The organism is Streptomyces drozdowiczii, from assembly GCF_026167665.1.
GTDB lineage: Bacteria > Actinomycetota > Actinomycetes > Streptomycetales > Streptomycetaceae > Streptomyces > Streptomyces drozdowiczii_A.
Genome location: NZ_CP098740.1, coordinates 1,925,334 through 1,947,097, shown reverse-complemented (window position 1 = coordinate 1,947,097; position 21,764 = coordinate 1,925,334). Strand labels below are relative to the sequence as shown.

Genomic DNA, 21,764 nt, shown 5'->3' with positions numbered 1-21,764 from the left:
CACACGCCACGCCCGCAATCTCCGTCAGGCCGCGGGCACGCGTGCGGCACCGCCTGATCCGCAGAATCACAGGGGACGCTTCGGCGTCCCTTCTTTCTTTTCCCCCGCCTCGCGCAGGTCCCGCCCCCGGACGTACACCCCTTCCCTTACCGTCTGATGTGCCCTGCACCTTCATCAGCGAAACCGAGAGCGAAAGGTAGAGTCCGGCGGCGTGCACCTCAAGGCCCTGACCCTGCGCGGTTTCAAGTCGTTCGCCTCCGCCACGACGCTGCGGTTCGAACCCGGCATCACCTGCGTCGTCGGGCCCAATGGGTCGGGCAAATCCAATGTGGTGGACGCTCTCTCCTGGGTCATGGGCGAACAGGGCGCGAAATCGCTGCGCGGCGGCAAGATGGAGGACGTGATCTTCGCCGGGACCACCGGCCGGCCGCCGCTGGGCCGGGCCGAGGTCTCGCTGACGATCGACAATTCCGACGGCGCCCTGCCCATCGAATACGCCGAAGTCACCATTACGCGCATCATGTTCCGCAACGGCGGCAGCGAATACCAGATCAACGGCGACACCTGCCGGCTCCTGGACATCCAGGAACTCCTCTCCGACTCCGGCATCGGCCGCGAGATGCACGTCATCGTCGGCCAGGGCCAGCTTGACTCCGTCCTGCACGCCGACCCGATGGGCCGCCGCGCCTTCATCGAGGAGGCGGCCGGCGTCCTCAAGCACCGCAAGCGCAAGGAGAAGGCGCTGCGGAAGCTGGACGCGATGGGCGCGAACCTCGCCAGGGTCCAGGACCTCACCGACGAGCTGCGCAGACAGCTGAAGCCCCTCGGCCGGCAGGCGGCCGTGGCCCGCCGCGCCGCCGTCATCCAGGCCGACCTGCGCGACGCCCGGCTGCGCCTCCTCGCCGACGACCTCGTGACGCTGCGCACCGCCCTGCGCAGCGAGATCGCCGACGAGGCCGCGCTCAAACAGCGCCGCGAGGCCGCCGAGGCGGAGCTCAAGGCCGCCCTCGCCCGCGAGGCCGAACTGGAGGACCAGGTACGGCGGCTGACGCCCCGGCTCCAGCGCGCCCAGCAGACCTGGTACGAGCTGTCCCAGCTCGCCGAACGGGTACGCGGCACGATCTCGCTGGCCGACGCCCGGGTGAAGAGCGCCACCGCCCCGCCCGAGGAGGAGCGCCGCGGCCGCGACCCCGAGGACATGGAGCGCGAGGCCGCCCGCATCCGCGAGCAGGAGGCCGAGCTGACCGCCGCCCTGGAAGCGGCCGAACACGCGCTGGACGACACCGCATCGCACCGCCAGGAGCTGGAGCGCGAGCTGGCGGCCGAGGAGCGCCGCCTCAAGGACGCCGCCCGCGCCCTCGCCGACCGCCGCGAAGGGCTCGCCCGGCTGCACGGCCAGGTCAACGCCGCCCGCAGCCGCGCCGGTTCGGCCCAGGCGGAGATCGACCGGCTCTCCGCCTCGCGCGACGAGGCCCGGGAGCGGGCCGTCGCCGCGCAGGAGGAGTACGAGGAGCTGAAGGCCGAGGTCGACGGCCTGGACGCCGGCGACACGGAGCTGGGCGAACAGCACGAGGCCGCCCGCCGCGCGCTGAAGGAGGCCGAGGCAGCGCACTCCCGGGCCCGCGAGGAGGCCACCGCCGCCGAACGACAGCGCGCCGCCGTCGCCGCCCGGCACGACGCCCTGGCCCTCGGGCTGCGGCGCAAGGACGGTACGGGGGCGCTGCTCGGGGCCCGCGACCGGCTCACCGGCCTGCTCGGGCCCGCCGCCGAACTGCTCACGGTGGCCCCGGGCCACGAGGTCGCGGTGGCGGCGGCGCTGGGCGCGGCGGCGGACGCGGTCGCGGTCACCGACCCGGCCACCGCGGCCGAGGCGATCCGGCTGCTGCGCAAGCAGGACGCGGGGCGCGCGGCGCTGCTCCTGGGCGGGCCGGAGCGGGCCGCCACCGGGGACGGCGACGCGACCGGGCACGTACCCGGCCAGGGCACCTCGGCACACCCGCCGCACCACGGGGCCGCCACGCACGTCGCGCTGCCCGGCCCGGGCACGGAGGGCGGGGGAGCGGCGGAGGCCGTAGCGGCGACGCGTGCCCCGGACCCCGTACCCGCCGTGCGGGCCCTCGCCCCCACCGCCGCCCCCGTCGCCGAACTGGTCACCGGCCCCGTCGAACTGGTGGCCGCCGTCCGCAGACTGGTGCGGGACATGGTGGTCGTCGCGACCCTGGAGGACGCCGAGGAACTGGTCGCCGCGCACCCGGAGCTGACCGCGGTGACCGGTGAGGGCGACCTGCTCTCCGCCCACTTCGCGCACGGCGGCTCCGCCGGGGCGCCCAGCCTCCTCGAAGTGCAGGCGTCCGTGGACGAGGCCGCTGCCGAACTCGCCGGGCTCGCCGTGCGCTGCGCCGAACTGGCCGAGGCCCAGCGGCTCGCTGCCGCGCGGCGGACCGAGTCGGCGGCCCTGGTCGAGGAGCTGGGGGAGCGGCGCCGGGCCGTCGAGCGGGAGCGCTCCGGGGTCGCCCAGCAGCTCGGCCGCCTGGCCGGACAGGCGCGGGGCGCCGCCGGTGAGGCCGAGCGCATGGACGCCTCCGCCGCCCGGGCGCAGGAGGCGCTGGAGCGGGCCACCGAGGAGGCGGAGGAGCTGGCCGAACGGCTGCTCGTCGCCGAGGAGGCGGCCGGGGACGGGGCCGACGACGAACCGGACACCGGTGTGCGCGACCGGCTCGCGGCCGACGGCGCCAACGCCCGCCAGACCGAGATGGAGGCCCGCCTCCAGCTCCGTACGCACGAGGAACGCGTCAAGGCCCTCGCCGGGCGCGCCGACTCGCTGGACCGGGCCGCGCGCGCCGAGCGCGAGGCGCGGACCAGGGCCGAGCGGCGGCGCGCCCGGCTGCGGCACGAGGCGGAGGTGGCGGCGGCCGTGGCGTCGGGGGCCCGGCAGCTCCTCGCACACGTCGAGGTCTCCGTCGTACGGGCGGAGCGGGAGCGGGCGGCGGCCGAGGAGTCCAAGGGGGAGCGGGAGCGCGAGCTGGCGGCGGAGCGGCTGCGCGGCCGGGACCTCAAGGGGGAGCTGGACAAGCTGACGGACTCGGTGCACCGGGGTGAGGTGCTGGGGGCCGAGAAGCGGCTGCGGATAGAGCAGCTGGAGACCAAGGCGCTGGAGGAGCTGGGCGTCGAGCCGGCCGGTCTGGTGGCGGACTACGGACCCGACCAGCCCGTCCCGCCGTCGCCGCCGGCCGAGGGCGAGGAGCTGCCGGAGGACCCGGAGCATCCCCGTAACCAGCCCCGGCCGTTCGTCAGGGCCGAGCAGGAGAAGCGGCTCCGGTCGGCCGAACGGGCGTACCAGCAACTCGGGAAGGTGAATCCGCTAGCCCTGGAAGAGTTCTCCGCGCTGGAGGAACGGCACAAGTTCCTCTCCGAGCAGCTGGAGGACCTGAAGAAGACCCGTGCCGACCTCCTCCAGGTCGTCAAGGAGGTCGACGAGCGGGTCGAGCAGGTGTTCACCGAGGCGTACCGGGACACCGCGCGCGAATTCGAGGGCGTCTTCTCGCGGCTCTTCCCGGGCGGTGAGGGGCGGCTGATCCTGACCGATCCCGACCACATGCTCACCACCGGGGTGGACGTCGAGGCCCGGCCGCCGGGCAAGAAGGTCAAGCGGCTCTCCCTGCTCTCCGGCGGCGAACGGTCCCTGACGGCGGTGGCGTTGCTGGTCTCGATCTTCAAGGCGAGGCCCAGCCCGTTCTACGTCATGGACGAGGTCGAGGCGGCGCTGGACGACACCAACCTCCAGCGGCTGATCCGGATCATGGAGGAGCTTCAGGAGAGCTCGCAGCTCATCGTCATCACGCACCAGAAGCGGACGATGGAGGTCGCGGACGCGCTCTACGGCGTCTCGATGCAGGGCGACGGCGTCTCCAAGGTGATCAGCCAGCGTCTGCGCTGAGCGCGGGGGTACCCGAGTGGTGGCGGGGCCGAAGATGTGCGCCACTTGAGATCCACTTACCCATGTCCGATGCCGTGGCCCCGCCCCAGGGAGGACTTACGTGACCAGTACGTCGCCAGGAACCGGACCGGAGTCCGGGGCCCGTTCGGCCCATCCGGACCACCTCGGCCATGTCATCTTCATCACCGCCGCGGCCGCGATGGGCGGCTTCCTGTTCGGCTACGACAGCTCGGTGATCAACGGCGCCGTCGAGGCGATCCGCCACCGGTACGACATCGGCTCCGGCACGCTCGCCCAGGTCATCGCCATCGCGCTGATCGGCTGCGCGATCGGCGCCGCCACGGCCGGCCGGATCGCGGACCGCATCGGGCGCATCCGCTGCATGCAGATCGCCGCCGTCCTGTTCACCATCAGCGCCGTGGGCTCCGCGCTCCCGTTCGCGCTCTGGGACCTGGCGATGTGGCGCATCATCGGCGGCTTCGCGATCGGCATGGCCTCGGTGATCGGCCCGGCCTACATCGCGGAGGTCTCGCCGCCCGCCTACCGGGGCCGCCTCGGCTCCTTCCAGCAGGCCGCGATCGTCATCGGCATCGCCATCTCCCAGCTCGTCAACTACGGCATCCTCCAGATCGCGGACGGCGACCAGCGCGGCAAGATCGGCGGGCTGGAAGCCTGGCAGTGGATGCTCGGCGTGATGGTCGTGCCCGCCGTCCTCTACGGGCTGCTCTCCTTCGCGATCCCCGAGTCGCCGCGCTTCCTGCTCTCCATCGGCAAGCGGGAGCGGGCCCGGAAGATCCTCGAAGAGGTCGAGGGCAAGAACGTCGACCTGGACGCGCGCGTCGAGGAGATCGAGACCGCGATGCGCCGCGAGCACAAGTCCACCTTCAAGGACCTGCTCGGCAGCCGCTTCGGCTTCCTGCCGATCGTCTGGGTCGGCATCGGCCTCTCGGTGTTCCAGCAGCTCGTCGGCATCAACGTGGCGTTCTACTACTCCGCGACGCTGTGGCAGTCCGTCGGCATCGACCCGACCGACTCCTTCTTCTGGTCGTTCACCACGTCGATCGTCAACATCATCGGTACCGTCATCGCGATGATCCTGGTGGACCGCGTCGGCCGCCGTCCGCTCGCCCTCGTCGGCTCCTGCGGCATGGCCGTCGCCCTCGCCTTCGAGGCGTGGGCCTTCTCCGCCGACCTGGTCGACGGCAAGCTCCCGACCGCCCAGGGCGCGGTGGCCCTCGCCGCCGCCCACATCTTCGTGCTCTTCTTCGCCCTGTCGTGGGGTGTGGTGGTCTGGGTCTTCCTCGGCGAGATGTTCCCCAACCGCATCCGCGCCGCCGCGCTCGGCGTCGCCGCGTCCGCGCAGTGGATCGCCAACTGGGCGATCACCGCCAGCTTCCCGAGCCTCGCGGACTGGAACCTCTCGGGCACGTACATCATCTACGCCTGCTTCGCCACGCTCTCCATCCCCTTCGTCCTCAAGTTCGTGAAGGAGACCAAGGGCAAGGCGCTGGAGGAGATGGGCTAGCCCTTTCGTCAGGGCCTTTCGTCGGGGCGGCCCGGGCGCGGCAGCACCGCGTACAGGCCGCCCGAGACGAGCGCCGTGACCGCCCAGCCCAGGCCGCTGCGGCCCGGCCAGGTCCCGGCGAGCGGACCGGTGAACCACTCCACCCCGGTGAACAGCAGCCCCACCACGAGCCCCGCGCCCCACGCGGCCAGGGCGGGCCACGCGACGCCGCCCGTGTACCAGTACGCGCCGCCCCGGCCGGTGTCCAGGAGCGCCACCGGGTCGTAGGCGCGGCCGCGCAGCATGTCCGTGGCGAAGACCCCGATCCACGCCGAGAACGTCACCGCGAGCAGCCGCAGGAACGACACGAAGGCGTCGATGAAGCTGCTCGCCACCATCATCAGGAGCGATCCCAGGAACAGGCTGATCGCCGCGTTCACCCCGACGGCCCAGGCGCGCGGCACGGTGATGCCGAGGCTCTGCGCGGTGAAACCGGCCGAGTACATCGACAGCGCGTTGATCAGCACCATGCCCGTGACCGCCACGACCAGATACGGGACGGAGAGCCAGGTCGGCAGCAGGACCCCGATGAAGGAGACCGGATCGCGGGTCAGCGCCAGCTCCGGCGTCCGCACCGCCATCACCGCCCCCATCACCACCAGCGGCACCAGCACCAGCAGCGCCCCGCCCACCGTCACCGCGACCATCGCCCGGCCCGAGGAGGAGCGCGGCAGATAGCGGGCGAAGTCCGGACCGGACGGCGCCCAGCTGATCCCCCCGGCCGTCAGCGTGCCGATGCCCGCGACCACCATTGACACCGCGCCGGGCGGCCGGTCCAGCACCGCGCGCCACGGCACCGTCACCGCGAGATGCGCCAGCACCAGGACGCTGAAGGCGCCGAAGAGATACGCGGACCAGGTGCAGCCCGCCCGCAGCGCCCGCAGCCCGAGCCCCGACAGCAGAAAGCTGCCCGCCACGAACGCGAGCAGCGTCGCCATGATCAGCGCGGGCGTGCTCCGGACCCCGAACAGCACATCGCCCACGGTCAGCAGGGCGTACGCGCCGGTGACCGCGTTCATCGTCTCCCAGCCCCACCGGGCCACCCAGATCAGCGCCCCCGGCGCCAGATTGCCCCGTACGCCGAAGACCGCGCGCGACAGCGCCATGCCGGGGGCGCCGCCGCGCTTCCCGGCCAGCGAGACGAAGCCGACCAGGCCGAACGAGATCAGCGGCGCCACCACGGCCGCCACCAGCACCTGCCAGAAACTCAGCCCGTTCAGCACGACGAGCCCCGCGCCCACGGTGAGGAGCAGCACGGTCATGTTGGCCGTGGCCCAGGTGGGGAAGAGGGCCCGGACCCGGCCGGTGCGCTCCTCGTCGGGCACGGGGTCCAGGCCACGGGTCTCCACGGCCAGGATCGTACCTTTCCGGCATAACGGGCGTAACGACCGCAAGGACGTACGCGCCCCTGATCCTGCGCCGGACCGGTCCCTCCCTGGATTGCCGGTCCGGGTGACCGATACTGGGAGGGTTATGGAATTCGTCATCCTTGCTGTAGTCATCGCCCTGGTCGCGGTCGGCGTGATCAGCGGGCTCGTGGTCAGCAGCCGCAAGAAGAAGCAGCTGCCCCCGGCACCGTCGAGCACGCCGCCCCTCACACCTCCCGCTGAGCCCCGTGTCGGTGAGGAGGCCGAAGAGCCGCGCGAGGAATCGCGCCGCACCATCGAGGACGTCGCGGCCCCGCCCGCCGAGGCCGAGCCGGAGGCCGCGGAGCCGGAAGTCCCCGCGCTCGACGTCCCCGAGCCCACCGCCGGCCGGCTCGTCCGGCTGCGCGCCCGCCTCGCCCGCTCGCAGAACACCCTCGGCAAGGGGCTCCTCGCCCTGCTGTCCCGGGACAATCTGGACGAGGACACCTGGGAGGAGATCGAGGACACCCTCCTCACCGCCGACGTCGGCGTCGCCCCCACCCAGGAGCTGGTCGAGCGCCTGCGCGAGCGCGTCCGGGTCCTCGGCACCCGCACCCCCGAGGAGCTGCGCGCCCTGCTCCGCGAGGAGCTGCTCACCCTGCTCGGCACCGACTTCGACCGCGCCGTGAAGACGGAGGGCGGTCTGGAGACCCCCGGCGTCGTGATGGTCGTCGGCGTCAACGGCACCGGCAAGACCACCACCACCGGCAAGCTGGCCCGGGTGCTCGTCGCCGACGGCCGCAGCGTGGTGCTCGGCGCGGCCGACACCTTCCGCGCCGCCGCCGCCGACCAGCTCCAGACCTGGGGCGAGCGCGTCGGCGCCCGTACCGTGCGCGGCCCCGAGGGCGGCGACCCGGCCTCCATCGCCTACGACGCGGTCAAGGAGGGCATCGCCGAGGGCGCCGACGTGGTGCTCATCGACACCGCCGGCCGGCTGCACACCAAGACCGGGCTCATGGACGAGCTGGGCAAGGTCAAGCGGGTCGTCGAGAAGCACGGCCCGCTGGACGAGGTGCTGCTCGTCCTGGACGCCACCACCGGGCAGAACGGCCTGGTGCAGGCGCGGGTCTTCGCCGAGGTGGTCGACATCACCGGCATCGTCCTCACCAAGCTGGACGGCACCGCCAAGGGCGGCATCGTCATCGCCGTCCAGCGCGAGCTGGGCGTCCCGGTCAAGCTCGTCGGACTCGGCGAGGGCCCGGACGACCTGGCGCCGTTCGAGCCCGAGGCGTTCGTGGACGCGCTGATCGGGGACTGACCCCCACCGGACAGCTCCGAAGCCCGGCCGCTTTCGTGCGGCCGGGCTTCCTGCTGTGCGGGAGCTGCGCGGCTCAGCCGCAGGGCGCCGCCCACCGGTGGCAGAGGTACGCCAGCGTGCCCAGCAGCAGCCGGGCCTCCGGCGGCGTCGCGCTGTCCGGCCCCGGCGCCCTCAGCCAGCGGACCGGGCCGAGCCCGCCCCGGTCCGAGGGCGGCGCGGTGATGTGGCTGCCCGCGCCGAGCGCCCGCAGATCGAGCCCCGCGTCGTCCCAGCCCATCCGGTACAGCAGCCGGGGCAGCTCGTCGGCGGCGCCCGGCGCGACGAAGAACTGCGCCCGGCCCTGCGGGGTCACCGAGACCGGGCCCAGCGGCAGCCCCATCCGCTCCATCCGCACCAGGGCCCGGCGCCCGGCCCCCTCCGCCACGTCCAGCACGTCGAAGCTCCGGCCCACGGGGAGCATCATCGAGGCGCCGGGCACCTCGGCCCAGGCGCGTGCCGCCGCGTCGAGCGTCGCCCCGGCGGGCACCTCACGGGCGAACTCCAGCGGATGCGCGCCCGGGGCGGCGCAGCCCGGGTCCCCGCAGGAGCAGGCGCCGCCCGCCGCGCGGGCCCCGGGCACCACGGCCCAGCCCCACAGGCCGGTGTACTCGGCCACCTCCGTACCGCCGACGGCGGCACGGGCGCGACGCCGTGCGCCGGTGCGCATCTCGCGGATTCCGATCGTGAAGCCCATGCCCCCTCCAACGGGTCCGGTTCGCCGGTGGTTACGAAGAGGAGCGTGCAACCGCCCGCGCGCCCCCGGGCGCTTCCTCGCGCCCGTGCGAATCGTCCTGTCAAGTGAATCGCGGGCCATGGGGGTGGCGTTCAATCGAAGGGGTGGCGAATGGTGGCGATTACGCAAAGGGCCTCGCGGGGCCCGTGATCGTAGGATTACCGTCGGTACACGAACCATGGAAGTATGTGCGCCCGTGGGTATGCCGCAGGCAACCCGGTTTTCTGTTCGATCGGGCCCAACGCCCGTACGGGCGACATGAGTTCGGGGCATTCTGGTAGTGCTTCGCGCGACACGTATTTCGGCGGGATGGGGGCTTATCCGTGAGTGGCAGCGGCGCAGGCGAGACGAACGCCGGCAAGCGCCCGAACGGGCAACTGGGTTCATGGTTCGTGCGCAGCGGCTGGTCGAAGGGCGAGCTGGCACGGCAGGTGAACCGCCGGGCGCGCCAGATGGGCGCCCACCACATCAGCACCGACACCTCCCGGGTGCGGCGCTGGCTGGACGGCGAGCAGCCGCGCGAGCCCATCCCGCGCATCCTGTCCGAGCTGTTCTCGGAGCGCTTCGGCAGCGTCGTCGCCGTCGAGGACCTGGGGCTGCGCACCCCGCACCAGGCACCCTCCGTGGCCGGTGTGGACCTGCCCTGGGCGGGCCCGCAGACCGTCGCCCTGCTCAGCGAGTTCTCCCGGAGCGACCTGATGCTGGCCCGCCGGGGCTTCCTCGGCAGCTCGCTCGCCCTCGCCGCCGGTCCCGCCCTCATCGAGCCCATGCAGCGCTGGCTGGTGCCGGTCGCGGCCGCCCCCGCCGCCGAACCGGAACCCGCCGCCGCCCGCCGCCCGTCCCGGCTCTCCGGCCCCGAGCTGGACCTGCTGGAGTCGACCACCACGATGTTCCGCCAGTGGGACGCGCAGTGCGGCGGCGGACTGCGCCGCAAGGCCGTCGTCGGCCAGCTCCACGAGGTCACCGACCTGCTCCAGGAGCCCCAGCCCGCCGCCACCTCCAAGCGCCTGTTCCGCTGCGCCGCCGAACTGGCCGAGCTGGCGGGCTGGATGAGCTACGACGTCGGCCTCCAGCCCACCGCCCAGAAGTACTTCGTGCTCGCCCTGCACGCCGCCAAGGAGGCCGGCGACAAGCCGCTCGGCTCGTACGTCCTGTCCAGCATGAGCCGGCAGATGATCCACCTCGGCCGCCCGGACGACGCCCTGGAGCTGATCCACCTCGCCCAGTACGGCAGCCGCGACTGCGCGACCCCGCGCACGCAGGCCATGCTGTACGCGATGGAGGCCCGCGCCTACGCGAACATGGGCCAGCCCAGCAAGTGCAAGCGGGCGGTCCGGATGGCCGAGGACACCTTCCTGGACGCCGGTATCGACGGCGAGCCCGAGCCCGACTGGATCCGCTTCTTCTCCGAGGCCGAGCTGAACGGCGAGAACTCGCACTCGTACCGGGACCTCGCCTACGTGGCCGGCCGCAGCCCCGCGTACGCCTCGCTCGCCGAGCCCGTCATGCAGAAGGCGGTCCAGCTCTTCGGCGAGGACGACGAGCACCAGCGCTCCTACGCGCTCAATCTGATCGGCCTCGCCACCGTGCACCTCCTCAAGGGCGAGCCCGAGGCGTCCACCGTGCCGGCCGAGCAGGCGCTGCGCGTGGCCAAAAAGGTGCGCTCCGAGCGGGTCAACACCCGGCTCCGCAAGACCGTCGACACCGCCGCCAGGGACTTCGGGGACGTGCCCGAGGTCGCCAGGCTCACCGAACTCCTCATCGAACAGCTGCCCGAAACCGTGGAAACCGTCTAGCGACGGGCCATCGGGCCCCAGTCCCCGGCCACGACGATCACCCAGCACAGACCGACTTCGGCTCCCCCCATTGCCAGGTCAACGGGTGATCGGCGTGGCCGGTTCGTGTGGTCGTTCCCCTGCCGGAGCGTCGTAACCGCACCGTATGCGGCCCGGGCCGCAGAGTGGGCGCGAGCGTGGGTACGGCATGCGCGGTTCATGGGGACGTAACACGTCGCTTTCCTTCGTCACTGCCGCGAAACATCGCGGCGCACCGGCCGAAACGGCGCTGGGCGAACCTCGTGGCTCATAACCGGCCCGCACCTTTCCCCAGTGGTCCCGCAGTGGTTGTGCCCCCACCGCCCGCACGCGGCCGCACCGACGACGAGGAGACGCCGATGCCCCCAGGCATCACGACGCTTGCCGCAGACACCCCGACGCTGTCTGCCGCCAACACCGGCTTCATGCTCATCTGCTCGGCCCTGGTGATGCTCATGACCCCGGCCCTCGCCTTCTTCTACGGAGGCATGGTCCGCGTCAAGAGCACCCTCAACATGCTGATGATGAGCTTCATCAGCCTCGGGATCGTCACGATCCTGTGGGTGCTGTACGGCTTCAGCCTCGCCTTCGGGACCGACGCCGGCTCCGTCATCGGCTGGAGCCAGGACTTCGTCGGCCTCAGCGGGATCGGCGTCACGGAACTCTGGGACGGCTACACCATCCCGGTCTACGTCTTCGCCGTGTTCCAGCTGATGTTCGCCATCCTGACGCCCGCCCTGATAAGCGGTGCCCTCGCCGACCGGGTCAAGTTCACCTCCTGGGCGCTGTTCATCACGCTGTGGGTCACCGTCGTCTACTTCCCGGTCGCGCACTGGGTGTGGGGCGCGGGCGGCTGGCTGTTCGAACTCGGCGTCATCGACTTCGCCGGCGGCACCGCCGTCCACATCAACGCGGGTGCGGCGGCGCTCGGCGTGATCCTGGTGATCGGCAAGCGCGTCGGCTTCAAGAAGGACCCGATGCGGCCGCACAGCCTGCCGCTCGTGATGCTCGGCGCCGGTCTCCTCTGGTTCGGCTGGTTCGGCTTCAACGCCGGCTCCTGGCTGGGCAACGACGACGGCGTGGGCGCGGTCATGTTCGTCAACACGCAGGTCGCCACCGGTGCCGCGATGCTCGCCTGGCTCGTGTACGAGAAGATCCGGCACGGCGCCTTCACCACCCTGGGTGCCGCCTCCGGCGCGGTCGCCGGACTCGTCGCCATCACCCCGTCCGGCGGCGCGGTCAGCCCGCTCGGCGCCATCGCGGTCGGCGCCATCGCCGGTGTGCTGTGCGCCATGGCCGTCGGCCTCAAGTACAAGTTCGGCTACGACGACTCCCTCGACGTCGTCGGCGTCCACCTCGTCGGCGGCATCATCGGCTCCCTGCTCGTCGGCTTCTTCGCCACCGGCGGCGTCCAGTCCGACGCCAAGGGGCTCTTCTACGGCGGCGGGCTCGACCAGCTCGGCAAGCAGGCCGTCGGCGTCTTCGCGGTCCTCGCGTACTCTCTCGTCGTCTCCGCGATCCTCGCCTTCCTGGTCGACAAGATCCTCGGGATGCGGGTGGACGAGGACGACGAGGTCTCCGGCATCGACCAGGTCGAACACGCCGAGACCGCGTACGACTTCAGCGGCGCCGGCGGCGGCGCGGCCTCCCGTACCGCAGCCCCGCCCCCGGCCCGGCCGCCCCGACGAACAAGAAGGTGGACGCATGAAGCTCATCACCGCAGTCGTGAAGCCCCACCGCCTCGACGAGATCAAGGAAGCCCTCCAGGCGTTCGGCGTCCAGGGCCTTACCGTCACCGAGGCCAGCGGCTACGGACGGCAGCGCGGCCACACCGAGGTCTACCGGGGCGCCGAGTACACCGTCGACCTCGTCCCCAAGATCCGCATCGAGGTCCTGGTCGAGGACGAGGACGCCGAACAGCTCCTCGACGTCGTCGTCAAGGCCGCCCGAACCGGCAAGATCGGTGACGGCAAGGTCTGGACGGTCCCCGTCGAGACGGCCGTCAGGGTCCGTACGGGCGAACGCGGCCCGGACGCCCTCTGACCGGCCCCCGCCGACTGTTTCGCACGGTTCCGCACACGGAAAGGGCAGCTGGGTGACGAGCATCGAAGCGACCACCGAATCCGAGGACTCGCGCCCCAGCGGCTATGCGGCGGCCCGGCTGCGCCTTCTCCAGGAGAAGGAGCGGCCCGGGCCGCCGCGCCGTGCGGCCCTCGCCGCCCTCACCGACGACTGGCTCACCGCCCTGTTCACCGGCGCGGCCCAGCACGCCGGGGTCCGGGGCGCCGCCCTCGTCGCCGTCGGCGGCTACGGCCGCGGCGAACTCTCCCCGCGCAGCGACCTCGACCTCCTCCTCCTGCACGACGGCACCGCCGACCCCGCGGCCGTCGCCGCCCTCGCGGACCGGATCTGGTACCCCGTCTGGGACCTGGGCCTCGCCCTCGACCACTCCGTACGCACCCCAGCCGAGGCCCGGAAGACCGCGGGCGAGGACCTCAAGGTCCAGCTCGGACTGCTCGACGCCCGGCCCGTCGCCGGGGACCTCGGCCTCGTCGCCTCGCTGCGCACCGCGATCCTCGCGGACTGGCGCAACCAGGCCCCCAAACGCCTCCCGGACCTCCGCGAACTCTGCCGCGAACGCGCCGAACGCCACGGCGAGCTGCGGTTCCTCCTCGAACCCGACCTCAAGGAGGCCCGGGGCGGCCTGCGCGACGTCACCGCCCTGCGCGCCGTCGCCGCCTCCTGGGTCGCCGACGCCCCCCGCGAAGGGCTCGCCGAGGCCCGCCGCGTCCTCCTCGACGCCCGTGACGCCCTCCACCTCACCACCGGCCGCGCCACCGACCGCCTCGCCCTCCAGGAACAGGACCAGGTCGCCCAGGCCCTCGGCCTCCTCGACGCCGACGCCCTGCTCCGCCAGGTCTACGAGGCCGCCCGCACCGTCTCGTACGCCACCGACGTCACCTGGCGCGAGGTCGGCCGGGTCCTGCGCGCCCGCTCCGCCCGGCCCCGGCTGCGCGCCCTGCTCGGCGGCGGCCGGACCCCCGCCCCGGACCGGACCCCGCTCGCCGACGGCGTCGTGGAGGCCGACGGCGAGGCCGTACTCGCCCGCACCGCCCGGCCCGAACGGGACCCGGTGCTCGTCCTGCGCGCCGCCGCCGCGGCCGCCCAGTCCGGACTGCCGCTCTCCCGCCACGTCGTGCGCCACCTCGCCACCACCGCCCAGCCGCTCCCGGTGCCCTGGCCGGCCGAGGCCCGCGAGGAGCTGGTCACCCTGCTCGGCGCAGGCGAGGCCACGATCCCCGTCTGGGAGGCGCTGGAGGCCGAAGGGCTGATCACCCGCCTGCTGCCCGACTGGGAACGCGTCCACTGCCGCCCCCAGCGCAACCCCGTCCACACCTGGACAGTCGACCGCCATCTCGTCGAGACGGCCGTCCGCGCCGCCTCGCTCACCCGCCGCGTCGGCCGCCCCGACCTCCTCCTCGTCGCCGCCCTGCTGCACGACATCGGCAAGGGCTGGCCCGGCGACCACTCCGTCGCCGGTGAGGTCATCGCCCGCGACATGGCCGCCCGCATCGGCTTCGACCAGCACGACGTGGGCGTCATCGCCACCCTCGTCCGCCACCACCTGCTGCTCATCGAGACCGCCACCCGGCGCGACCTGGACGACCCGGCCACCGTCCGCGCCGTCGCCGACGCCGTCGGGACCACGGCCACCCTGGAGCTGCTGCACGCCCTCACCGAGGCCGACGCGCTGGCCACCGGGCCCGCCGCCTGGTCCGCCTGGCGCGCCTCCCTCGTCACCGAACTCGTCAAACGCGTCGCCCAGGTCCTGGCGGGGGAGGCCCCCGAGGAGCCCGAGCCCGCCGCCCCGAGCGCCGAGCAGGAACGCCTCGCGATCGAGGCGCTGCGCACCGGCACCCCCGTCCTCGCCCTGCACACCCGGCCCGAGACCCCGCACGAGGAGGACGGCCCGGAACCGGTCGGCGTCGAACTCCTCATCGCGCTCCGCGACCGGCCCGGCGTGCTGCCCGCCGCCGCGGGGGTCCTCGCCCTGCACCGCCTCACCGTCCGCGCCGCCGACCTGCGCGCCGTGGAGCTGCCCACGGAGCTGGGGGACTCCGCGGACCTGCTGCTGCTCAGCTGGCGCGTCGCCGCCGAATACGGCTCGCTGCCCCGGGCGGACCGGCTGCGCGCCGACCTCGTACGCGCCTTGGACGGCACCCTGGACATCCCCGCCCGCCTCGCCGAGCGGGAGGCCGCCTACCCCCGGCGGCGCGGTGTGAAGGCGCCGCCGCCCCGGGTGACGGTGGCCCCGGCGGGCTCCCGGCTCGCCACGGTGATCGAGGTCCGCGCCCAGGACGCCCCCGGCCTGCTGCACCGCATCGGGCAGGCACTGGAGCGGAGCGCGGTCCGGGTGCGGAGCGCGCATGTGTCGACGCTGGGGGCGAACGCGGTGGATGCCTTCTACGTCACGGACGCGGACGGGAAGCCGCTGTCGGCGCAGCGGGCGGCGGAGCTGGCCCGGGAGGTCGAGAAGGCGCTCGGCTGAGGCCGGAGCCGGGCGAGGTCTTGGCCTTCTCCGGCGTCCGGATACCCTGGGAACCTACTGACCCGACCCGCCCCGACCCTGAGGACCGACGAGCGCCGTGTTCGATACTCTCTCCGACCGCCTTGCCGCGACTTTCAAGAACCTCCGGGGCAAGGGCCGCTTGTCCGAGGCGGACATCGACGCCACGGCTCGCGAGATCCGTATCGCCCTGCTCGAAGCCGACGTGGCGCTGCCCGTCGTCCGGTCCTTCATCGCCAACGTCAAGGAGCGGGCGCGCGGCGTAGAGGTCTCCCAGGCCCTCAACCCCGCCCAGCAGGTCGTCAAGATCGTCAACGAGGAGCTCATCTCCATCCTCGGCGGCGAGACCCGGCGGCTGCGGTTCGCCAAGAACCCGCCCACCGTGATCATGCTCGCCGGTCTCCAGGGTGCCGGTAAGACGACCCTCGCCGGAAAGCTCGGCCTCTGGCTCAAGGGCCAGGGCCACTCCCCGCTGCTCGTCGCCTGCGACCTCCAGCGCCCCAACGCCGTCAACCAGCTGAGCGTCGTCGCCGACCGCGCCGGTGTCGCGGTGTACGCCCCCGAGCCGGGCAACGGCGTCGGCGACCCGGTCCAGGTCGCCAAGGACTCCATCGAGCACGCCCGGACCAAGCAGTACGACGTCGTGATCGTGGACACCGCCGGCCGCCTCGGCATCGACCAGGAGCTGATGCAGCAGGCCGCGGACATCCGCGACGCCGTCAGCCCGGACGAGATCCTGTTCGTGGTCGACGCGATGATCGGCCAGGACGCGGTCAACACCGCCGAGGCGTTCCGCGACGGCGTCGGCTTCGACGGCGTGGTGCTCTCCAAGCTCGACGGTGACGCCCGCGGTGGTGCCGCCCTGTCGATCGCCCACGTCACGGGCAAGCAGATCATGTTCGCGTCGAACGGCGAGAAGCTGGACGACTTCGACGCGTTCCACCCGGACCGCATGGCGTCCCGGATCCTCGACATGGGTGACCTGCTCACCCTGATCGAGCAGGCGGAGAAGACCTTCAGCCAGGAAGAGGCCGCCAAGATGGCCTCCAAGCTGGCGTCCAGCAAGGGCAAGGACTTCACGTTCGACGACTTCCTGGCCCAGATGGAGCAGGTCCGGAAGATGGGCTCCATCTCCAAGCTGCTCGGCATGCTGCCCGGCATGGGCCAGATCAAGGACCAGATCAACAACATCGACGAGCGCGACATCGACCGCATGGCCGCGATCATCAAGTCGATGACCCCGAAGGAGCGCGCCGACCCGACGATCATCAACGGCTCGCGCCGCGCCCGTATCGCCAAGGGCTCCGGTTCCGAGGTCTCCGCCGTCAAGGGCCTGGTCGAGCGGTTCTTCGAGGCCCGCAAGATGATGTCGAAGATGGCGCAGGGCGGCGGCATGCCGGGGATGCCCGGGATGCCGGGCATGGGCGGCGGTCCGGGCCGGCAGAAGAAGCAGGTCAAGCAGGCCAAGGGCAAGCGCAAGAGCGGCAACCCGATGAAGCGCAAGGCCGAGGAGCAGGCCGCGGCCGCCCGCCGGGAGGCCGCGCAGAACGGCGTCCCCGGCCTCCCGGCCGGCCAGGACGCCCAGAACTTCGAGCTGCCGGACGAGTTCAAGAAGTTCATGGGCTGACGCTCGCGTCACGTCATGCCGGAGGGGCGCTCACCGAGTCGGTGGGCGCCCCTCCGGCGTACGGTCACGTCGTGCAGACCAGGTACCGGAACACGTTGGACATCCACACCGTGCCGTCCGGCCGCCGGTGCGGGTGCAGCGCCTCGGCGAGTTCCTTCTCCACCTGCCACCGGTCCGTGGCCCGGACCGCCGCCTCGAACAGCCGGGTCGACAGCAGGCCGCGTACCGCGCTGTCCATGTCCGCGTAACCGAACGGGCAGGCCACCCGGCCGGAGCCGTCCGGCCGCAGCCCGGCCCGGAAGGCCACGTCCTCCAGATCGTCGCGGCGCGGCCCGCGCCAGCCGCCGCCCGGTCCGCGCCCGTCGTCGGCGAGCCGCCCGGCCACCCGGAGCACCGACTCCGTGGCACACCGCTCCGGCGGGCCCCAGCCGGTCAGGACGACCGTGGCGCGCCGGTCCGCCGACGGCACGGCGGTCTCCAGCGCCCGCACCAGGTCCTCGCCGTCGTCCGCCTCGCAGCCGATCGGGGTGAACGCGGTGATCAGGTGGTGCGGTCCGCTGTCCGCCGCCTCGGCGACGCTCTCCGTGAGCAGCGGGGCGGTGGCCGGTGCGCCGCGCTCGTCCGAGGCGGGCAGCAGCCGGGTCCGGGCGAGGGCGAGGCGGTCCGGGTCGGTGTCCACGCCGGTGACCGAGGCGCCCCGGCCCACGGCCATCAGCAGTGCCAGACCGGAGCCGCAGCCGAGCGAGAGCATCCGCGTGGCGGGCCCCACCTCGAGCCGCGTGTACACCGCTTCGTACAGCGGTGCCAGCATCCGTTCCTGGATCTCCGCCCAGTCGCGGGCGCGGGAGGCGCCGTCCGCCGGGGCGGACGACTCCGTGTGCCGGTGGTGCCGAACGAGCGTTGGTGTCATGGAATGCGCCCCAATCCGCCGAGGTTGCCGGTTCTGCCGATCGGTCGTGCCCGAATGGACGGCCGTCCCGTCCAGGTGACGCGCGCTCCCCCGTATGCAAGAGAACTGCGCATCCGCCGCCGCGTCCAGAGGTCTGCGGGGCGTGGTTGTCCGCACTGCCGTCCGGCGCACGACGGCACCGGCGCACCCGGACGGCGGGGAACGCCCCGAAGGGTCCGTCCCGTCCTCTGCCGGTCCCAGTCTGACCCGACACGCCGGTGGGGGCACGTCGAGCACGTCAGGACGGTGCGGGTACCCTCGCCCCTGCCGTCCGCCCCCGCAGGGGGCGCGTACCGCGGCTACGCGCGCAGGCGTACGCGCCACTACGTACCGTCTTGGTGCGAGCTGTGAGGCTTCTCCGCAGATCAGCGCACCCGCCCTCGTCGCGACGCATGAAGGTCAACCGACTGGTACGTGCAAAATATTTGGGATGGCCCGGAATCGGAACACCGAGGGCCCCGCGCTCGTTGGTCACGACGTGAGCACGACACCACCTGTACTTGCCGCAGAGCTGGCGCAGGCGTGGGCCGACATTCAGCGGTACCACCCCGAGCTGCCCGATCTCGCCGCACCCGAGTCCCTGATCGGAGAGTCCTCGTCCGCCTGTGGCGCCGAGCTCTCCTTCGAGCGACTGCTCCACGAGGCAGTCCACGGCATCGCCGCCGCCCGAGGTGTCCGCGACACCTCGCGCGCCGGCCGCTATCACAACCGACGATTCCTGGCGATCGCCGAGGAGCTGGGCCTCGACCATGCCGAGGAGCCCCACCCCAGCAGCGGCTTCTCGCTGGTCACGCTCAACCCCGAGGCCAAGCGGCGCTACCGGCCGACGACGGAACGGCTGCAACGTGCCCTCAAGGCGCACACCGTGGCCACCGCCGCCGACACCAAGCGCTCCTTCCGCGGCCCGGCCGCCCGGCACGGCTCCTCCGGAGGGGGCGTGCGGGTCAAGGCCGTCTGCGACTGCGGCCGCAATGTGCGCGTGGTCCCCTCGGTCCTCGCCCAGGCGCCGATCGTCTGCGGCGGCTGCGGAAAGCCGTTCCGGATTCCGGAGACCGCGGTCGCGGTGGGGTGAGCCGATGGGGTGTGGCACAATGGCTAGCTGTACTCGACAGTCGCACAGGACCCCTCTCTCCTCCGGCTGACGCGTCCATCGGGCACCCGAGTACCGCAACCCCACGTGGCATCTTCGTTGTGCCCAACCACGTCATAGACCAGGAGACACCACTTCCGTGGCAGTCAAGATCAAGCTGAAGCGTCTGGGCAAGATCCGTTCGCCTCACTACCGCATCGTCGTCGCCGACTCCCGCACCCGCCGTGACGGCCGGGCCATCGAGGAGATCGGTCTGTACCACCCGGTGCAGAACCCGTCGCGCATCGAGGTCAACTCGGAGCGTGCGCAGTACTGGCTGTCCGTCGGCGCCCAGCCGACCGAGCCGGTCCTCGCGATCCTGAAGCTCACCGGTGACTGGCAGGCGCACAAGGGCCTCCCGGCCCCCGCGCCGCTGCTGCAGCCGGAGCCCAAGGCCGACAAGCGCGCCCTGTTCGAGGCCCTCTCCAGCGATGGTGAGGAGTCGAAGGGCGAGGCCATCACGCCGAAGGCGAAGAAGGCCGACAAGAAGGCGGACGAGGCTGCTGCCTCCTCCGCCGAGTCGACCGAGGCCTGAGCATGCTCGAGGAGGCTCTCGAGCACCTCGTGAAAGGCATCGTCGACAACCCCGATGATGTGCAGGTCGCCTCGCGCAACCTGCGCCGTGGCCGTGTGCTCGAGGTCCGGGTCCACCCCGACGACCTCGGCAAGGTGATCGGCCGCAACGGCCGCACCGCACGCGCGCTGCGTACCGTCGTGGGCGCCATCGGCGGCCGTGGCATCCGCGTCGACCTCGTCGACGTGGACCAGGTTCGCTGACAGAAGTTGAACACCGGCACGGGCCGGGGAGGGCCAAGCGCCCGCCCCGGCCCGTCGTCGTACGACAGGAGAGACACAAGGTGCAGTTGGTAGTCGCGCGGATCGGTCGCGCCCACGGCATCAAGGGCGAGGTCACCGTCGAGGTGCGCACGGACGAGCCGGAGCTGCGGCTCGCGCCGGGCGCCGTCCTGGCCACCGACCCCGCCACGGCGGGCCCGCTGACGATCGAGACCGGCCGGGTGCACAGCGGCAGGCTGCTGCTGCGCTTCGAGGGCGTGAAGGACCGTACGGGTGCCGAGGCGCTGCGCAACACCCTGCTGATCGCCGACGTGGACCCGGCGGAACTCCCGGAGGACCCCGAGGAGTTCTACGACCACCAGCTGATGGACCTGGACGTGGTCCTCGCCGACGGCACCGAGGTCGGGCGGATCACCGAGATCACGCACCTGCCCTCGCAGGACCTCTTCATCGTGGAGCGGCCGGACGGCAGCGAGGTGATGATCCCGTTCGTGGAGGAGATCGTCACCGAGATCGATCTGGAGGAGCAGCGCGCGGTGATCACCCCGCCGCCCGGCCTGATCGACGCGAGCGAGGCGGTCGTGGCGTCCGCGCGCGAGGAGTCCGAGGGCTCCGCGCCGAAGGCCGGGGACGCCTGATGCGGCTCGACGTCGTCACGATCTTCCCCGAGTACCTGGAACCGCTGAACGTCTCCCTGGTCGGCAAGGCCCGTACGTCCGGCCGCCTCGACGTCCATGTGCACGACCTGCGTGACTGGACGTACGACCGGCACAACACCGTGGACGACACCCCGTACGGCGGCGGCCCCGGCATGGTCATGAAGACCGAGCCGTGGGGCGAGGCACTGGACGAGGCCCTGGCGGACGGCTACGAGGCCGGTGCGCACGCCCCGGTCCTCGTGGTGCCCACGCCGAGCGGCCGGCCGTTCACGCAGGAGCTGGCCGTCGAGCTGTCCGAGCGGCCCTGGCTGATCTTCACCCCGGCCCGCTACGAGGGCATCGACCGGCGGGTCGCCGAGGAGTACGCCACCCGGCTGCGGGTGGTCGAGGTGTCCATCGGCGATTACGTGCTGGCAGGCGGGGAAGCCGCGGTGCTGGTGATCACCGAGGCGGTGGCCCGGCTGCTGCCCGGCGTCCTCGGCAACGCGGCCTCCCACCAGGACGACTCCTTCGCCCCCGGCGCGATGGCCAATCTGCTGGAGGGCCCGGTCTACACCAAGCCGCCCGAGTGGCGCGGCCGGACCATCCCGGAGGTGCTGCTCAGCGGCCACCACGGGAAGATCGCGCGCTGGCGGCGGGACGAGGCGCTGCGTCGTACGGCCGCCCACCGGCCCGATCTGATCGAGCGGTGCGAGGCGTCGGCCTTCGACAAGAAGGACCGGGAGATGCTGTCCATCCTCGGCTGGTCCCCGGAGCCCGGTGGCCGATTTTGGCGCAGGCCCGAGGCCGTGGAAGAATAGGCCGCTGCTGTCCGTCCGGCGTGCGCCCCTGCCACAGGGGGACACGACGCCCGTCCGACGCGACCGGCCCCTAGCATTCATCACTCTCCCGTCGATGACCTGTGGCATCGGCGAAGAAAGCAGACAACATGGCTTCCCTGCTCGACGACGTCAATGCCGCGTCGCTGCGTACCGACATCCCGGCCTTCCGCCCGGGTGACACGGTCAACGTTCACGTCCGCGTGATCGAGGGCAACCGCTCCCGTGTCCAGCAGTTCAAGGGCATCGTCATCCGCCGCCAGGGCGCGGGCGTCAGCGAGACCTTCACGGTCCGCAAGGTCTCCTTCAGCGTCGGCGTCGAGCGCACCTTCCCGGTGCACAGCCCGATCTTCGAGAAGATCGAGCTCGTGACCCGCGGTGACGTCCGTCGCGCCAAGCTGTACTTCCTCCGTGAGCTGCGCGGCAAGGCCGCGAAGATCAAGGAGAAGCGCGACCGCTGAGCTGACTG

16 protein-coding genes and 1 pseudogene are annotated in these 21,764 nt (G+C 72.4%); 14 read left to right on the top strand and 3 right to left on the bottom strand.

The window, feature by feature from the left end; all coding sequences use genetic code 11:
* Positions 1 to 211 precede the first annotated feature (211 nt).
* Together NEH16_RS08585 and NEH16_RS08580 are read left to right on the top strand one after the other, a co-directional pair.
* Positions 212 to 3,937 (top strand): AAA family ATPase, encoded by a 3,726-nt coding sequence (locus NEH16_RS08585; protein WP_265540717.1) that lies wholly within the window; start codon positions 212 to 214, stop codon positions 3,935 to 3,937.
* Positions 3,938 to 4,037: 100 nt separating this feature from the next.
* The gene (locus tag NEH16_RS08580) at positions 4,038 to 5,462 is read left to right on the top strand and encodes a sugar porter family MFS transporter (RefSeq protein ID WP_073963730.1); all 1,425 of its coding nucleotides are present in this window, start codon (positions 4,038 to 4,040) and stop codon (positions 5,460 to 5,462) included.
* A gap of 8 nt (positions 5,463 to 5,470) precedes the next feature.
* Here the strand turns inward: NEH16_RS08580 and NEH16_RS08575 are convergent, their stop codons facing one another.
* Positions 5,471 to 6,850 (bottom strand): purine-cytosine permease family protein, encoded by a 1,380-nt coding sequence (locus tag NEH16_RS08575; protein WP_265540715.1) that lies wholly within the window; start codon positions 6,848 to 6,850, stop codon positions 5,471 to 5,473.
* A gap of 124 nt (positions 6,851 to 6,974) precedes the next feature.
* On the opposite strand from NEH16_RS08575, the gene ftsY reads away from it, so the two are divergent.
* On the top strand, positions 6,975 to 8,165 hold the full coding sequence (gene ftsY, locus NEH16_RS08570) for a signal recognition particle-docking protein FtsY (RefSeq protein WP_265540712.1): 1,191 nt from the start codon (positions 6,975 to 6,977) through the stop codon (positions 8,163 to 8,165).
* A gap of 73 nt (positions 8,166 to 8,238) precedes the next feature.
* On the opposite strand, the gene NEH16_RS08565 is transcribed toward ftsY, so the two are convergent.
* The gene (locus tag NEH16_RS08565; protein ID WP_265540710.1) at positions 8,239 to 8,898 is read right to left on the bottom strand and encodes a bifunctional DNA primase/polymerase; all 660 of its coding nucleotides are present in this window, start codon (positions 8,896 to 8,898) and stop codon (positions 8,239 to 8,241) included.
* Between the two features lie 362 nt (positions 8,899 to 9,260).
* On the opposite strand from NEH16_RS08565, the gene nsdA reads away from it, so the two are divergent.
* The 5 genes and pseudogenes from nsdA to ffh all read left to right on the top strand — a co-directional run bounded on the left by nsdA (position 9,261) and on the right by ffh (position 16,945).
* On the top strand, positions 9,261 to 10,733 hold the full coding sequence (nsdA, locus tag NEH16_RS08560; protein WP_265540707.1) for a transcriptional repressor NsdA: 1,473 nt from the start codon (positions 9,261 to 9,263) through the stop codon (positions 10,731 to 10,733).
* Positions 10,734 to 11,110: 377 nt separating this feature from the next.
* Positions 11,111 to 12,459: pseudogene (locus NEH16_RS08555) on the top strand (ammonium transporter).
* Entirely contained in the window at positions 12,456 to 12,794 is a 339-nt protein-coding gene (locus NEH16_RS08550; protein WP_018102395.1) for a P-II family nitrogen regulator, read from the top strand. The pseudogene NEH16_RS08555 and the gene NEH16_RS08550 overlap by 4 nt, the downstream one beginning before the upstream one ends.
* Before the next feature lie 52 nt (positions 12,795 to 12,846).
* Positions 12,847 to 15,300 carry a [protein-PII] uridylyltransferase gene (locus tag NEH16_RS08545; RefSeq protein ID WP_073963724.1) on the top strand — a complete coding sequence of 818 codons (2,454 nt, stop codon included), beginning with the start codon at positions 12,847 to 12,849 and terminating at the stop codon, positions 15,298 to 15,300.
* Between the two features lie 97 nt (positions 15,301 to 15,397).
* Positions 15,398 to 16,945 (top strand): signal recognition particle protein, encoded by a 1,548-nt coding sequence (gene ffh, locus NEH16_RS08540; protein ID WP_073963723.1) that lies wholly within the window; start codon positions 15,398 to 15,400, stop codon positions 16,943 to 16,945.
* A 64-nt stretch (positions 16,946 to 17,009) separates the two neighbouring features.
* On the opposite strand, the gene NEH16_RS08535 is transcribed toward ffh, so the two are convergent.
* Complete coding sequence (locus NEH16_RS08535; RefSeq protein WP_265540704.1) at positions 17,010 to 17,855, bottom strand: class I SAM-dependent methyltransferase; 846 nt, start codon at positions 17,853 to 17,855, stop codon at positions 17,010 to 17,012.
* A gap of 517 nt (positions 17,856 to 18,372) precedes the next feature.
* On the opposite strand from NEH16_RS08535, the gene NEH16_RS08530 reads away from it, so the two are divergent.
* The 6 genes from NEH16_RS08530 (at position 18,373) to rplS (ending at position 21,756) form a co-directional block, all read left to right on the top strand.
* Entirely contained in the window at positions 18,373 to 18,966 is a 594-nt protein-coding gene (locus NEH16_RS08530; RefSeq protein ID WP_018521397.1) for a hypothetical protein, read from the top strand.
* A gap of 157 nt (positions 18,967 to 19,123) precedes the next feature.
* Positions 19,124 to 19,558 (top strand): 30S ribosomal protein S16, encoded by a 435-nt coding sequence (gene rpsP / locus NEH16_RS08525; RefSeq protein WP_073963720.1) that lies wholly within the window; start codon positions 19,124 to 19,126, stop codon positions 19,556 to 19,558.
* Positions 19,559 to 19,560: 2 nt separating this feature from the next.
* Entirely contained in the window at positions 19,561 to 19,800 is a 240-nt protein-coding gene (locus tag NEH16_RS08520) for an RNA-binding protein (RefSeq protein WP_005311361.1), read from the top strand.
* Between the two features lie 80 nt (positions 19,801 to 19,880).
* The gene (gene rimM, locus NEH16_RS08515; RefSeq protein WP_073963718.1) at positions 19,881 to 20,456 is read left to right on the top strand and encodes a ribosome maturation factor RimM; all 576 of its coding nucleotides are present in this window, start codon (positions 19,881 to 19,883) and stop codon (positions 20,454 to 20,456) included.
* Positions 20,456 to 21,277: a tRNA (guanosine(37)-N1)-methyltransferase TrmD gene (gene trmD / locus NEH16_RS08510; RefSeq protein ID WP_265540661.1), complete on the top strand. Its 822-nt coding sequence runs from the start codon at positions 20,456 to 20,458 to the stop codon at positions 21,275 to 21,277. Before rimM ends, trmD begins: the two co-directional genes overlap by 1 nt.
* A 128-nt stretch (positions 21,278 to 21,405) precedes the next feature.
* On the top strand, positions 21,406 to 21,756 hold the full coding sequence (gene rplS / locus NEH16_RS08505; RefSeq protein WP_073963715.1) for a 50S ribosomal protein L19: 351 nt from the start codon (positions 21,406 to 21,408) through the stop codon (positions 21,754 to 21,756).
* The last annotated feature ends 8 nt before the right edge of the window (positions 21,757 to 21,764 follow it).